This is a genomic window from Microbacterium sp. PI-1 (assembly GCF_004337555.1).
In the GTDB taxonomy this organism is placed as follows: domain Bacteria; phylum Actinomycetota; class Actinomycetes; order Actinomycetales; family Microbacteriaceae; genus Microbacterium; species Microbacterium aurugineum.
In genome coordinates this window covers 37,084-51,042 of record NZ_SJYZ01000022.1, presented here as the reverse complement: position 1 = coordinate 51,042, position 13,959 = coordinate 37,084, and the positions used below count along the sequence as shown (strand labels likewise).

Below are 13,959 nucleotides of genomic sequence, written 5' to 3'. Positions count from 1 at the left end.
ACTCAGGCAACCTCCGCCTGCTGCTTCGCGACGAGGGTGAGCACGTCGTAGGTGGCGACGATCTCCTCGCGCTGGTTCTTCAGCACCGAGTCCCAGCGCACCTCGCCGTACTCGTCGGTCTCGCGCGGGGTGATCTGCTTCGCGGTGAGCTCGACACGGATCTCGTCGCCGGGGGAGACGGGCGTCACGAAGCGCAGGTTCTCCAGCCCGGAGTTCGCGAGCACGGGGCCGGGTGCCGGATCGACGAAGAGCCCCGCCGCCCACGACACGAGCAGGTACCCGTGGGCGACACGACCGGGGAAGAACGGGTTCGCCGCCGCGGAGGTCTCGTCCATGTGCGCGTAGAAGGTGTCGCCCGTGAAGGCCGCGAACGTCTCGATGTCGTCGAGGGTCACGGTGCGCGAACCGCTCACGACCTGGTCCCCGATGCTGAGCTCGGCCAGGGACTTGCGGAACGGGTGGATGCCGTCGCTCTCCTGGTACGGGCGCGCGTCCGCCCCCTGGTGCCACACCCCGGTCAGGGCCGTCATCATGGTGGGAGAGCCCTGCACGGCGGTGCGCTGCATGTGATGGAGGACGGCGCGGATTCCCCCGAGCTCCTCGCCGCCGCCGGCCCGCCCCGGCCCTCCGTGGACGAGGTTCGGGAGCGGGGAGCCATGACCCGTCGAACTGCGGGCGTCATCGCGGTCGAGGAACAGGACACGACCGTTGTAGGCGGCCATTCCGGTGGTCAGGGCGACAGCGACCTCGGGGTCGTGCGTCGCCACACTCGTCACCAGCGATCCGCCGCCGCGGGCGACCAGAGCGCTCGCTTCGTCGAGGGTGCGATAGCCGAGGATGCTCGAGACCGGGCCGAACGCTTCGATCTCGTTGACCGCCGCGCTCTCGGGGTCGGTGAAGCGGAGCAGCATCGGCGCGACGAATGCGCCGTCCGGAGCTGGTCCCTCACTGCCGTCGTCGTGACGGACGTTCGGTGCGTCGGTCGATCCGACCACCAGTTCGCCGCCGCCGTCCTGCAGGCGCGACACCTGGCGCAGCACCTCGTCGCGCTGGGCGGTCGAGGCGAGGGGTCCCATCGTGACCCCTTCGGCGCGCGGATCGCCGAGGACGACGCGCTCCGAAAGGCGGGCCTGCACGGCGCGGATGACGTCGTCGACAGCTTCGGCCGGCACGATCGCGCGCCGGATCGCGGTGCACTTCTGACCGGCCTTCGTGGTCATCTCGGCCACGAGCTGTCGGACGTAGGCGTCGAACTCGGGCGTCCCGGAGACCGCGTCCGTCCCCAGGATCGAGGCGTTGATCGAGTCGGTCTCGCTCGTGAAGCGCACGCCGCCGGTCTGCACCGCATCGTGGGCGCGCAGCCGTTCGGCGGTCGATGCGGACCCGGTGAAGGCGACGAGGTCTCCCAGCCGGAGCGCCTCGAAGAGTCCGGGGACGCCGCCGGAGACGAGTTGCAGCGAGCCCTCGGGCAGGAGCTTCGATTCGACCATGATCCGCACCATGGCCTCTGCCAGATACCCGGTCGGGGTGGCCGGCTTCACCACCGTCGGCACGCCCGCGAGGAAGGCGGGGGCGAACTTCTCCAGCGCCCCCCAGACCGGGAAGTTGAACGCGTTGATCTGTACCGCGACACCGGGGAGTCGGGTGTAGATGTGCCGACCGAGGAACGAGCCGTCCTTGGAGAGGTTCTCGATGCCGCCGTCGACATAGACCTTCGCGTTCGGAAGCTCCCGGCGTCCCTTGCTGGAGTACGCGAACAACACCCCGATCCCGCCGTCGATGTCGACCCACGAGTCCTGACGGGTCGCGCCGGTGCGGCTCGAGATCTCGTACAGCTCCTCCTTGCGCGCGGTGAGGGCGAGGGCGAGCTGCTTGAGGAGCACGGCGCGCTGATGGAACGTGAGCTCACCGAGCGAGGCCTGTCCTGCCCGGCGGGCATAGGTGAGCGCGCCCTCGGTGTCGATGCCCTCCGTCGAGACGCGGGCGACGACCCGGCCGGTCGATGCATCGCGCACCTCGGCCGCGTCGGTATCGGTGCCGGGCGTCCACCAGGCTCCCTGCAGATAGCTGGGGAGGATCTCCGTCATGTCTGTTCCCTTCATCAGGCGTCCCATTCGTAGAAGCCGCGTCCACTCTTGCGGCCCAGGTGTCCTTCGGCGACGAGGCGTCGCAGCAGAGTCGGTGGCTCGAAGCGCTCGCCGAGGTGGGCGGCGAGGTACTCGGCGATGCCGAGTCGGACATCGAGCCCGACGATGTCGGTCAGGCGCAGCGGACCGACCGGATGCTTGTAGCCCAGAGTCATCGCGGCATCGATGTCCTCGGCGGAGGCGACGCCCTCTTCCAGCATCCGGATCGCCTCGAGTCCGATCGCGACGCCGAGTCTCGACGACGCGAAGCCGGGGGCATCGGTCACCACGATCGGGGTCTTGTCGAGGGCGTGAATCCAGCCGCAGGCGGAGTCCACCTGCGTGGGAGCGGTCGCCGCGCCGCGGACGATCTCGACCAGCGTCGAGGCCGGCACCGGATTGAAGAAGTGCATGCCGAGGAAGCGTTCGGGGCGGTCGAGTGTCGCCGCGAGCTCGTCGATCGAGATCGATGAGGTGTTGGAGGCGAGTGCGGCGTCGGGGCCGATCGCGGCCTCGACGCGGGTGAGCGCGTCGATCTTGAGGGCGAGATCCTCGGGCACGGCTTCCACGACGAGGTCGCAGGGAGCGAACAGCGCAGTGTCCGTCCCGGTCTCGAAGCGTGCCCGGTAGGCGTCGCCGGCCTCGTGCGCCGTGCCGCGGGAGATCGATGCATCCACGGACGAGAGCACGCGCGCGGCGGCGGCGTTGGCGGCGATCTCATCGCGCTCGATCACGGTGACCCGGGAGCCCGCGAGGAGGAACGCGTGGGCGATGCCGGCGCCCATGCGCCCACCGCCGAGCACTCCCACATGGGCGGGAGCGCTGCTGCTGCTCTCGGTCATCGGTCTCTCCGTTCCAGGAAGTCGGTCATCCGTCGGAACTTCTCCGGGCTCTCGAAGAGCTCGGCCTGGGCTTCCAGGTCGACGGCGGGGTGGCGGTCGCGGGGAGCGCGGAACACGCGTTTGGTCGCGATGGTCGCTGCGGGGTCGTTGCGGCCGATCCGATCGGCGATCGCCTCGGCCGCGGTCAGCAGGTCGGCGCTCTCGTGGATCGCCGAGACGAGGCCGATGCGCAGGGCCTCCTCCGCCTTCACGGTGCGTCCGGTGAGGAGCAGCTCGATGGCCCTGGCCTCGCCGACGATCTCCTTCAACCGCCAGCTCGCGCCGGCCGCGGCGATGATGCCGAGACCCGTCTCCGGGTTGCCGATCGCGAGGGCGGGCGTCGCGATCCGGATGTCCGCGGCATAGGCGAGTTCGGCGCCGCCGCCCAGGGCGTAGCCGTCGATCGCCGCGATGACCGGCATCGGCAGCTCGGCGATGCGCACGAAGGCGTTCGCGTTGATGCCGCGCAGCGCGTCGGCGGCCCGGCGCTCGCGCAACTGGGCGATGTCGGCACCTGCGGCGAAGACGCCGTCGGCTCCGGTGAGGATCAGGGTCCGCGGCGTCTCCTCGAGCTCGGCGCAGAGGAGGTGCAGCGCATCGATGGTCGCCTGGTCGATCGCGTTCCGTTTGTGCGGCCGATGCAGCGTGGCGATCACCCGGTCGGGGCGGCGTTCGATGAGCAGGGGCGTCTCGGGGTCGATCTCGGCGGGCATCAGACCTTCTCCAGGATCACGGCAGCGCCCTGGCCGACGCCGACGCACATCGTCGCGAGTCCGTGCACAGAACCGTCGCGCTCCATGCGACCGAGCAGCGTGAGGAGCAGCCGCGAGCCGGACGAACCGAGCGGATGGCCGAGCGCGATGGCGCCCCCGTCTGCGTTGACCCGTTCCTCATCGAGTCCGAGCCGGCGGATGCACGCGATCGACTGCGTCGCGAACGCCTCATTGAGCTCGATCGAGCCGATGTCGTCGATCGACAGGCCGGCGCGGTGCAGCGCCTTCTGCGTCGCCGGGACCGGGCCCAGGCCCATGACCTCGGGGGCGAGGCCGGCGCTCGTGCCGATGACGATCCGGGCGCGCGGCACGAGGCCGTAGCGTTCGACCGCGGCGGCGCTCGCCACCACCACCGCCGAGGCGCCGTCGTTGAGCGCACTCGAGTTGCCGGCGGTCACGACCGTGCCTCCGGCGACGACGGGACGCAGCCGCGCGAGTGCGTCGAGGGTGGTCTCGGGGCGCGGGCCTTCGTCGACCAGCACCTCTGCGGTGCCGACCGGGACACCGACGATCTCGGGGGCGAAGCGGCCCGCGGTGATCGCCGCGATGGCGCGCTGCTGGGAGCGCAGAGCGAAGGCATCCGCCTCGTCGCGGGTGATCCCGTCGACGCGGGCGACCTCTTCCGCGGTCTCGGGCATCGTGAAGGTCGCCTTGTCCCGAGCCTGGAGCCGGGGGTTCGGGAAGCGCCAGCCGATCGAGGTGTCGAAGGCGGCCCCGGGCTTGGCCCATGCCTTCTCCGGCTTGGCCTGCACCCAGGGTGCTCGCGTCATGGATTCGACGCCGCCCGCGACGATGATGTCGGCGTCACCGGCACGGATCGCCTGCGCGGCCATCGTGACGGCGGACATCCCCGAGGCGCACAGCCGGTTCACCGTGATGCCGGGGACCGTGTCGGGGAGTCCGGCGAGCAGCACCGCCATCCGCGCGACGTTGCGGTTGTCCTCGCCGGCCTGGTTCGCCGCACCGAGGATCACCTCGTCGATCTCGATCGAGGTGGCGTCGATGCCCGCCCGACGCACGGCTTCCGCGACGACGATCGCAGCGAGGTCGTCGGGGCGGACGGAAGCGAGGGAGCCTCCGTATCGGCCGACGGGGGTGCGTGCGCCTCCGACGAGGAATGCCTCGGTCATGCGGATCTCCTGACTGCGTCGTCTCGGTGCTGGCCGTGCCATACGATCGGCCAGTGAATTACTGACCGATCGTATGGTAATTATGGCACAGGCGCGGAGTCCGCCGCGATGCCGGCGGGCCGATCCGTGGTCAGACCGACAGATCGATGCCCTTGGTCTCCTTCACCAAGGACACCCCGATGAGCGAGATCACGGATGCCACGGCGATGTAGACGCCGATCGTCCATGCCGCCTGGAACTGGTTCAACAGGGCCTCGGCGATCATCGGCGCGAACGCCCCACCGAGGATGGCGCCGAGCGCGTACCCGATCGAGACGCCCGAGTACCGCACGTTCGCCGGGAACATCTCGGCGTACAGCGCCGCCTGCGGACCGTAGGAGAGGCCGAGCGCGAACGTCATCACGAAGAGCGCCACGAAGTACCAGAGGATGTTCGCGGTGTCGATCAGGAACCACATCGGCACCGCCCACAGAGCGAGCGCCACGTAGCCGATCTGGAAGGTGCGGATCCGACCGAGCCGATCGGAGAGGTGTCCGCCCCACAGGGTGAAGACGAGCCAGCCGAACGAGGCGAGCGTCGTCGCCAGCAGCACCGGAGGTCGATCCATGCCGAGCGCCGTGACCGCGTAGGTGGCGAAGAACGCGATCAGCAGGTAGCCGGCGGCATTGTTCGCGATGAAGATGACGGCGGTGAGGATGACCTGCTTCGTGTTCTGGCGGAACAGCCGGCCGAGCGGCGCGGAGGCCTCCTTGCGGCGACGCACCAGGTCTTCGAAGATCGGGCTCTCATCGACGGCGCGGCGGATGACGTACCCGACTCCGATCAACACGATCGACAGCAGGAACGGGATACGCCAGCCCCACTCGAGGAACGCCTCGGGGGACATCGAGCTCGTGAGCACCCACAGCGTGAACGTCGCGAGGATCATGCCGACCGGCACGCCGATCTGCGGGAAGGCGCCGAACAGCCCGCGACGTCCGCGCGGAGCGTGCTCGACGGCCATCAGGGCTGCGCCGCCCCACTCGCCGCCCGCGGAGAAGCCCTGCAGGATGCGGAGCAGGATCAGCAGGATCGGCGCAGCGACGCCGATCGCCGCGTAGGTGGGGAGGACGCCGATCAGCGAGGTCGACAGTCCCATCATGATGAGGGTGAAGACGAGCATCTTCTTGCGGCCGAGCTTGTCACCGAGATGCCCCGCGACGATGGCGCCCAGGGGGCGGAAGAGGAAGGAGATGCCGATCGTGGCGAACGAGAGCACCTGTGCGAAGCCGGGGCTGGACTCCGCGATGGGGGCGAGGAAGAGGGGAGCGAGCACCAGCCCCGCGGCCTGCGCGTAGATGAAGAAGTCGTACCACTCGATCGACGTCCCGACGAGGGTGCCGGCGAGTACTCGCCGTTCTTCGGCGGGCATCCTGCTCTTCTGAGTGGGACCGGAAACTGCTGTCGTCATGCGAACTCCGTTGTTCTGCGATTCGGGTTCGACGGCCGGGTGCCGTCGAGCATTCATGACCGAATGGTCGGTCAGTTAATCGCCGAGCGTATCGCATCGGAGCCGCCGCCGTGTAGGGGAAGCGGTATTCGGGTCAGATCCTCCCGTAGGCGCGCAGCGGATGCTCGATGAGCTCGGTCACGCGGCGCAGGAACCCTGCGGCGTATCCGCCATCGCACACGCGGTGGTCGAACACGAGCGACAGCTGCGCGATGCGCCGGACGACGATCGCACCCTCCACGACCCACGGGCGCTCGATGATCCGGCCGATGCCGAGGATCGCGACGTCCGGGTGGTTGATGATCGCGGCCGAGCCGTCGACGCCGAGGCCGCCGTAGTTGTTGAGGGTGAAGGTCGAACCGCGCAGGCGCTCCGGCGGCATCGATCCGGCTCGCGCTGTGGCGGCGAGCTCTCGCAGAGCGGTGTCGAGCTGATCCACGGTCAGCGCGTGCGCCCGCGGGAGGACGGGCACCAGCAGGCCGCGCTCGGTGTCCGCCGCGATGCCGAGGTTCACGCCGTCGAACGAGATCACCTCCTCGCCGCTCTCGCTGAGCCGCGATGCCAGCATGGGGAAGTCTTCGAGCGCGAGCAGGACGAAGCGCGCGAGCAGGGCCGTCACCGACGGGGCTCTGCCTCCCTCCGGCGCCATCCGTGCACGGAGGTCCCACAGCTCCGTCGCATCGACATCGACCCAGACGGTCGCCTCGGGAATCTCGGACCGGCTGCGGGTGAGCGTGGCGCTGACGGCTCGACGAAGGGGCGACATCCGCTCGCGCGACACCACGCCCAGTCCGTCGACGGTCTCGTCGCTCCCGGTGGTCACGCGGTGATGTGCGGCGGCGCCGTCCACGGCGTTCTCGACCGCGGCCTGCAGCACGTCCGCGCGGGTGATCGCCCCGTCCGGACCGGTCGCGGTGATCGCGTGCACGTCGAGTCCCAGATCCCGGGCGAGTCGGCGCACGAGCGGTGACCGGACCGCGACCGGGCGACGGTCGCGCGCAGACTCCGGCGTCGTGCGCTCGGGGGCGGGGGGAGCGGGCGGAGTCGGCGTGGCCGCGGCGGACGGACGGCGCCGCCCCTTCGCAGCGCGGGCCGTGGTGCCGTAGCCGATCAGGACGTTGCCCGAGCCGGCGCGCTCCTCCTCCCGGTACGCCTCGTGCTCGATCTCCGTCGGAGTGGTCTCCTGTTCCTCGGGGGCGGAGACGTCGTCGGCGTGCGGGGCGGCTACCGGGTCGACGACCTCGAGCACCGGGGCGCCGACGTCGATCGTGTCGCCGACCGTGCCGTGCAGTGCGGTCACGACACCGGCGAACGGGGACGGCAGCTCGACGACGCTCTTGGCTGTCTCCACCTCGGCGATGGGCTGGTCGGTGACGATCGTGTCGCCGACCGCGACGAGCCACTGCACGAGGCCCGCCTCGGTCAGTCCCTCGCCCAGGTCGGGCAGGCGGAACACGTGAGTGGCCTGCGCGGACGTCGTCGGGGTGCTCATGCCTCGTCCTCCCAGTGCAGCGTGTCGATCGCATCGAGCACGCGGTCGACGTCGGGCAGATACCAGTGCTCGAACTTCGGCGGCGCATAGGGGGTGTCGAAGCCGGTGACCCTGCGCACGGGGGCGGCGAGATACTCGAAGCAGCGCTCGAACACGCGTGCCTGGATCTCGGATGCGACGCTCACATAGCCCGGGGCTTCGGCGATGACCACGGCGCGGCCCGTGGACTTCACGGCCGCGGTGACGGTCGCGTCGTCGAAGGGGGAGAGCGAGCGGACGTCGACGACCTGCACACTGCGTCCTTCCGTGGCGGCGACCTCGGCGACCTCGAGCGCGAGGGGGACGGAGGAGCCGTAGGCGAGGAGCGTCACGTCCGTCCCGGCCCGGGCGACACGCGCGGTGCCGAGCCGGGCGGTCTGCGCGGTGTCGACCTCGCCCTTGGCCCAGTAGAGCTTCTTCGGTTCCAGGAAGATCACGGGGTCGGGCGAGGAGATGGCCGCGCGCAGCAACGAGTACGCGTCCTGCGGCGTGGCGGGACTGACGACCGTGAGACCGGGGGTGTGCGCGTAGTACGCCTCGGAGGAGTCGCAGTGGTGCTCGACGCCGCCGATGCCGCCGCCGAACGGAATGCGGATCACCAGCGGCATCCGCAGGCCACCGCGCGTGCGGTTCCCGAGCTTGGCGACATGGCTGACGATCTGCTCGAACGCGGGGAGCGCGAACGCGTCGAACTGCAACTCGACGACGGGGCGCAGGCCGTTCATCGCCATGCCGACGGCGGTTCCCACGATGCCGGATTCGGCGAGTGGGGTGTCGAAGCAGCGATCCTCGCCGTAGCGGGCCGTGAGGCCGTCGGTGATGCGGAAGACACCGCCGAGCGCTCCCACATCCTCGCCGAAGACCACTACGTCCGGATCGGACTCGATCGCATCGGCGAGAGCACGATTGAGGGCGGCAGCCATCGTCATGGTGGTCGTCGTCCCGACGTCGCTGTGCGTCGTGGTGTCGTCCTGCGCGATGGTCATCGGTGGCCTCCGTTCGTTGCGGTGTCCGCGTCGGCGAGCCGTGAGCGTTCGATCTCGTCGCGCAGCAGGTGCCACTGCTCGTCCAACTGTGGCGATCGGGTCGCGGTCACGTGGCGGAACAGGTCTTCGGGGTCGAGCTCGGCGTCGGTGTTCAGGGCGGCGCGCATGGCGGTCGCGATCTCCTCGGCGCCGGCGGCGAAGCGCTCCTCGGCGTCCGCGTCGAGAGCGCCCGTGGCGGTGAGGTGCGCGCGCAAGCGGGTGAGGGGATCGCGGGCGACCCAGGCCTGGACCTCGGCCCGCTCGCGGTAGCGGGTGTCGTCGTCGGCATTGGTGTGCGCCTGCATCCGGTACGTGTGAGCCTCGACGAGCGAGGGGCCTCCGCCGGTGCGGGCTCGCTCCACGGCCTCGCCGAGCACGGCCAGCACCGCGGCGACGTCGTTTCCGTCGACCCGCTGGCCGGGCATCCCGTAGCCGATCGCCTTGTGCGCGAGGGAGGGGGCGGCGGTCTGCCGGGAGAGCGGGACGGAGATGGCGAACTCGTTGTTCTGCACGAAGAACACGACCGGGACGTGGAACACGGCCGCGAAGTTCATGGCTTCGTGGAAGTCGCCCTCGCTCGTGGCCCCGTCGCCGCAGAGGGCGAGCACCACGGTCTCCTCTCCCCGATGCTTCGCGGCCTGCGCGAAGCCGACCGCGTGCAGCAGCTGGGTCGCCAACGGGGTCGCCTGAGGCGCGACGCGGTGGGCGCGGACGTCGTACCCCGAGTGCCAGTCGCCCTTGAGGAGCACGAGCGCGTCAGCGGGTTCGACCCCGCGGGCGATGACGGCGACCGAATCGCGGTACGTCGGGAACAGCCAGTCCTCGGCTCCGAGGACCATCGCGGCGCCGACCTGGCATGCTTCCTGGCCTTGGGAAGAGGGGTAGACGGCAAGACGCCCCTGGCGCACGAGCGCGCCGGCCTGATCGTTGATCCGTCGTCCCTCGACGAGTCCGCGGTAGGCGGCCAGAAGGGTCTCGCCGTCGGGGAGCGGGTAGGGCGCGTCCGCGATGGGGGTGCCGTTCTCGTCGATCAGTTGCACCGCGGTGTCTCGCGGGAGCAGGTCGGTGTGCAGCATGCGCTCGCCCTCCTTGCCGAACTCGTTGGAGACAGCATGCCTCCGCGTGCGACAGTCATCCAAGATCGTTCGCTGAATCCTGGATGAAATCGCATCGAATAAGGCATTCTTGAACGAAGTGTCAGGATTCTCCGGCCGGCGGAAGGGGTCACATGATCGCGTTGGACGACACGGATCGAGCGATCCTCGAGGAACTGCGCCGCGATGCGCGCTCCTCGATGACGGCGATCGCGGACGCCGTGCACATCTCGCGCGCCGGCGCGCATGCGCGGATCAAACGGCTCACCGACGCGGGGGTGATCATCGGGTACTCGGTGCGCACCGATCCCGTCCTCCTCGGGCACCACGCGAGTGCGTACGTCACGCTCGCCATCGAGCAGGCCACCTGGCAGGCGGTGAGTGAGCGGCTGCGCGCGATCCCCGAGATCGAGCACATGGCGTTGGTCGGCGGCGACTTCGACGTGATCCTGCTCGTTCGGGCCAACGATGCCCGCGATCTGCGCCGCATCGTGCTGGAGGACATCCAGGCGATCCCGTCGATCCGTTCGACCAGGACCACACTGATCTTCGAGGACTACCCGCGGGCCTGAGCGTCTCGCATGTCCGTGCCTCCCGGATCCGTTTTCGTGCCGCCCGGTCCGCCCCGCCCGGGTCCGCCCCGCCCGGGTCCGCCCCGCCCGAAATGAAGGAGAACTCACGTTTCGAAGGACTGAATCCCGTGGATGCTCCTTCAAAGCGTGAGTTCTCCTTCAGGACGTGGTTCTCCTTCAAAGCGTGAGTTTTCCTTCAGGGTGTGAGTGCTCCTTCAAAGCGTGGATGCTCCTTCAGGGCGTGGGTTCTCCTTCGTGCGGGGCAGGCGCGGGGGCACGGCATCCTTCGCACTCGGACATCTGCGGCGCGCTCCGCGACAAGTGCCGGGAGGAACGCCGGTCGAGAATGAGAGGACGACCAGCTTCTCGACCGTCGCTGGCCCGCGTCACGCTCGAAGGAGAGTCCCCGATGTCCGATTCCGCCGCTTCCGCAGCCGCTGCGCTGCTCGACCGCATCCAGGCGCCGGAAGGCGCAGGCCGGGAGATCCCGGATGCCGCGACCCGGGAGGTCATCGGTCGTGCGCCCGTCGCCACGGTCGACGACCTCGACGCGGCGATCGCCCGTGCGAAGGCGGCCCAGCCGGCGTGGGAGGCCCTCGGGCACGAGGAACGCAGCGCGCTGCTCCTCGCCGCGGCCGACGCCATCGACGCGAATGCCGAGGGACTGGCGTACCTGCTCTCGCGCGAGCAGGGGAAGCCGCTGAACGGCCCGAACGCCCGCTTCGAGCTCGGAGCCTGCTCCGCCTGGCTGCGCACGAACGCCACGACGACGATCGAGCCGCAGATCCTGGTCGACGACGAGACGCTGCATGCCGAGCTCGTCTACAAGGCAGCCGGCGTCGTCGGTGCCATCGGCCCGTGGAACTGGCCGCTCATGATCACGGTCTGGCAGATCGGGCCCTCCCTGCGGATGGGCAACACCGTCGTGGCGAAGCCGAGCGAGTACACGCCGTTGAGCGTGCTCGCGATGATCGCGGTGATCAACGACGTGCTGCCCGCGGATGTCCTGATCGGCGTCTCCGGCGACCGTGAGGTCGGCGCCCGGCTCGCCTCGCACCCCGACATCGCCAAGATCATGTTCACCGGCTCGACCGCGACCGGGCGTCGCATCATCGAGAGCTCCGCCGGCAACCTGGCGCGCCTGACGCTCGAGCTCGGTGGCAACGACGCCGGCATCGTGCTCCCGGGCACCGACCCGGCAGCGATCGCGGAAGACCTCTTCTGGGGCGCGTTCATCAACACCGGGCAGACCTGCGCCGCGATGAAGCGCCTGTACGTGCACGACTCGGTCTACGACGAGGTCGTCGCCGCGCTCGCCGCCATCGCCGGATCGGTGCCGATGGGCAACGGGCTCGACGAGAACAACGTCCTGGGACCGCTGCAGAACCGCCCGCAGTTCGACATCGTCAGCCGCTTGGTGGACGATGCGAAGAGCCGCGGCGCCCGCATCGTCACCGGTGGCGAGTCCGCCCCTGAGCTGGGTGAGCTCTTCTACCGGCCCACCATCGTCGCCGACATCGACAATGACGCGGCACTGGTGCAGGAGGAGCAGTTCGGTCCCGCGCTCCCGGTGATTCGCTACACCGACGTGGACGAGGCCTTCACCTGGGCGAACGCCCTGGACGCGGGGCTCGGCGCCTCCGTCTGGTCGAGCGACCCCGAGGCGGCACGGGAGGCGGCCTCGCGGATGCAGTCCGGCACGGTGTGGATCAACTCCCACGGCGGGCTGCACCCGATGGTGCCGTTCGGTGGAGTGAAGAGCTCGGGCTACGGGCTGGAGTTCGGGGTCGAGGGACTCAAGTCCGTCGCCGTGACCCAGGTCGTGTCGGGACCCGGCCGGAAGGGCTGACCCGTGCGCTCTGCCATCGTCGTCGGAGCAGGAACCTCGGGATCGATCGTCGCGCGTCGCCTCGTGGATGCCGGTGTCGCGGTGACCCTGGTCGAGGCCGGCGGATACGACACCAACCCGGCCATCCACGACCCCTCCCGGGCGGGCGAGCTCTGGCATTCCGCGGAGGACTGGGACTACTTCACCGTGCCGCAGGAGCACGCGGGCGGCCGTCGGTTGCACCTGCCTCGCGGCAAGGTCACCGGGGGATCGCACGCGTTGAACGCGATGATCTGGGTGCGTGGCGCGGCGTCCGACTACGACGCCTGGGAACGCGGAGGTGCGACCGGGTGGAGCTGGGCCGACGTCGAGCCCGTCTACGACGCGATCGAGAACGATCTGCTCCCGGTGACCGACGACTACGCGCTCTCGCCGATCCAGGCCTCGATCATCGATGCTGCGGTGCAGGAGGGGCTTCCGCGCAATCCGGACTACAACAGCGGCACGCTCGACGGGGTCTCGCAAGAGCAGGTGACCATGCGCGACGGTCGCCGGGTGAACACCTGGACGGCCTACGCGCAGCCCATCGCCGATCGGCTGACGATCCTCACCGGACGCGAGGTGCACTCGGTGATCGTCCGGGACGGAAGGGCGGTCGGCGTGCAGCTCGGGGAGGGGGAGGGGTCCGAGGAGGTCCTCGCCGACGAGGTGATCCTCGCAGCCGGCGCGATCGGCTCGCCCGTGATCTTGCTCCGCTCGGGAATCGGTCCCGCGGCCGACCTCACCGCGCTCGGCATTCCGGTGGTGCAGGACTCGCCCGGGGTCGGGCAGAACCTGCACGACCATCTGCTCTCACCGGTGATCTTCACGACGGGGCGTCCGGTCGGGCCTCCGCAGGCCGGGGTGTCGGTCACGCAGAGCCACCTCTTCTGGCGCAGCCGTGACGACCTCGCGGAGCCCGACACCCAGCCGATCCACTTCTCCGTTCCCATGTGGGGGGAGCTCGAGCCGCGCGGCGACGACGGGTTCACCCTGATGGCCGGGCTGGTGACGCCGCACAGCCGCGGAGCCCTCCGGCTCTCCGGCCCGGGGCTCGCCGACCTTCCGGAGATCGACCTGGCGGCGCTCGAAGACGATCGCGATGTGGCCTCCCTCGCCGCCTCCGTGCGGCAGGCGCGTCGGATCGGAGCACGCCCGGCACTCGCCGAGGACTGGGGTGCGGTCGAGGTCTACCCCGGGCCCGAGGTGTCGGACTCCGGCGTCGAGGACTGGGTGCGGCGCACCGCCATCACCTACCACCACCAGGTCGGCACGTGCCGCATGGGGACGGACCCCGAGGCTGTCGTCGATCCCCGGTTGCGCGTCCACGGTGTCGCGGGGCTGCGGGTGATCGATGCCTCGGTGATGCCGACCGTGCCCACGGGCAACACGAACGCCCCCGCCGCGATGATCGGCGAACGCGGCGCCCAGTTCTTCCTGGAGGGCTGAGGGCGATGTCGAGACCCCCGTT

The 13,959-nt window shown here is 70.0% G+C and carries 11 protein-coding genes; 3 read left to right on the top strand and 8 right to left on the bottom strand.

What is annotated here, in order from left to right; genetic code table 11:
• Positions 1–2: 2 nt before the first annotated feature.
• From paaZ to pdhA, 8 genes are all read right to left on the bottom strand, one after another.
• Complete coding sequence (gene paaZ, locus E0W80_RS15535) at positions 3–2,087, bottom strand: phenylacetic acid degradation bifunctional protein PaaZ (RefSeq protein WP_131493810.1); 2,085 nt, start codon at positions 2,085–2,087, stop codon at positions 3–5.
• Between the two features lie 14 nt (positions 2,088–2,101).
• Positions 2,102–2,968: a 3-hydroxyacyl-CoA dehydrogenase family protein gene (locus E0W80_RS15530; protein WP_131493808.1), complete on the bottom strand. Its 867-nt coding sequence runs from the start codon at positions 2,966–2,968 to the stop codon at positions 2,102–2,104.
• Positions 2,965–3,720 carry an enoyl-CoA hydratase/isomerase family protein gene (locus tag E0W80_RS15525; RefSeq protein WP_205802378.1) on the bottom strand — a complete coding sequence of 252 codons (756 nt, stop codon included), beginning with the start codon at positions 3,718–3,720 and terminating at the stop codon, positions 2,965–2,967. Before E0W80_RS15525 ends, E0W80_RS15530 begins: the two co-directional genes overlap by 4 nt.
• Positions 3,720–4,910, bottom strand: coding sequence for an acetyl-CoA C-acyltransferase (locus E0W80_RS15520; protein WP_131493807.1), 1,191 nt, complete (start codon positions 4,908–4,910; stop codon positions 3,720–3,722). Before E0W80_RS15520 ends, E0W80_RS15525 begins: the two co-directional genes overlap by 1 nt.
• A gap of 130 nt (positions 4,911–5,040) precedes the next feature.
• Complete coding sequence (locus E0W80_RS15515) at positions 5,041–6,360, bottom strand: MFS transporter (protein ID WP_131493805.1); 1,320 nt, start codon at positions 6,358–6,360, stop codon at positions 5,041–5,043.
• Between the two features lie 133 nt (positions 6,361–6,493).
• Positions 6,494–7,891, bottom strand: coding sequence for a dihydrolipoamide acetyltransferase family protein (locus E0W80_RS15510; RefSeq protein ID WP_131493803.1), 1,398 nt, complete (start codon positions 7,889–7,891; stop codon positions 6,494–6,496).
• The gene (locus E0W80_RS15505) at positions 7,888–8,916 is read right to left on the bottom strand and encodes an alpha-ketoacid dehydrogenase subunit beta (RefSeq protein ID WP_205802377.1); all 1,029 of its coding nucleotides are present in this window, start codon (positions 8,914–8,916) and stop codon (positions 7,888–7,890) included. The genes E0W80_RS15510 and E0W80_RS15505 overlap by 4 nt, the downstream gene beginning before the upstream one ends.
• Positions 8,913–10,031: a pyruvate dehydrogenase (acetyl-transferring) E1 component subunit alpha gene (gene pdhA, locus E0W80_RS15500; RefSeq protein WP_131493801.1), complete on the bottom strand. Its 1,119-nt coding sequence runs from the start codon at positions 10,029–10,031 to the stop codon at positions 8,913–8,915. Before pdhA ends, E0W80_RS15505 begins: the two co-directional genes overlap by 4 nt.
• Positions 10,032–10,183: 152 nt before the next feature.
• On the opposite strand from pdhA, the gene E0W80_RS15495 reads away from it, so the two are divergent.
• The 3 genes from E0W80_RS15495 (at position 10,184) to E0W80_RS15485 (ending at position 13,937) form a co-directional block, all read left to right on the top strand.
• Positions 10,184–10,621: an Lrp/AsnC family transcriptional regulator gene (locus tag E0W80_RS15495; RefSeq protein WP_194239192.1), complete on the top strand. Its 438-nt coding sequence runs from the start codon at positions 10,184–10,186 to the stop codon at positions 10,619–10,621.
• Positions 10,622–11,030: 409 nt separating this feature from the next.
• Positions 11,031–12,470: an aldehyde dehydrogenase family protein gene (locus tag E0W80_RS15490; RefSeq protein WP_240740558.1), complete on the top strand. Its 1,440-nt coding sequence runs from the start codon at positions 11,031–11,033 to the stop codon at positions 12,468–12,470.
• A 3-nt stretch (positions 12,471–12,473) separates the two neighbouring features.
• Positions 12,474–13,937, top strand: coding sequence for an FAD-dependent oxidoreductase (locus tag E0W80_RS15485; protein ID WP_131493800.1), 1,464 nt, complete (start codon positions 12,474–12,476; stop codon positions 13,935–13,937).
• Positions 13,938–13,959 lie beyond the last annotated feature (22 nt).

Excerpts from the sequence above, each read along its gene's own strand:
- paaZ (WP_131493810.1), bottom strand. The coding sequence starts at position 2,087 with ATGACGGAGATCCTCCCCAGCTATCTGCAGGGAGCCTGGTGGACGCCC.
- E0W80_RS15530 (WP_131493808.1), bottom strand. The coding sequence starts at position 2,968 with ATGACCGAGAGCAGCAGCAGCGCTCCCGCCCATGTGGGAGTGCTCGGC.
- E0W80_RS15525 (WP_205802378.1), bottom strand. The coding sequence starts at position 3,720 with ATGCCCGCCGAGATCGACCCCGAGACGCCCCTGCTCATCGAACGCCGC.
- E0W80_RS15520 (WP_131493807.1), bottom strand. The coding sequence starts at position 4,910 with ATGACCGAGGCATTCCTCGTCGGAGGCGCACGCACCCCCGTCGGCCGA.
- E0W80_RS15515 (WP_131493805.1), bottom strand. The coding sequence starts at position 6,360 with ATGACGACAGCAGTTTCCGGTCCCACTCAGAAGAGCAGGATGCCCGCC.
- E0W80_RS15510 (WP_131493803.1), bottom strand. The coding sequence starts at position 7,891 with ATGAGCACCCCGACGACGTCCGCGCAGGCCACTCACGTGTTCCGCCTG.
- E0W80_RS15505 (WP_205802377.1), bottom strand. The coding sequence starts at position 8,916 with ATGACCATCGCGCAGGACGACACCACGACGCACAGCGACGTCGGGACG.
- pdhA (WP_131493801.1), bottom strand. The coding sequence starts at position 10,031 with ATGCTGCACACCGACCTGCTCCCGCGAGACACCGCGGTGCAACTGATC.
- E0W80_RS15495 (WP_194239192.1), top strand. The coding sequence starts at position 10,184 with ATGATCGCGTTGGACGACACGGATCGAGCGATCCTCGAGGAACTGCGC.
- E0W80_RS15490 (WP_240740558.1), top strand. The coding sequence starts at position 11,031 with ATGTCCGATTCCGCCGCTTCCGCAGCCGCTGCGCTGCTCGACCGCATC.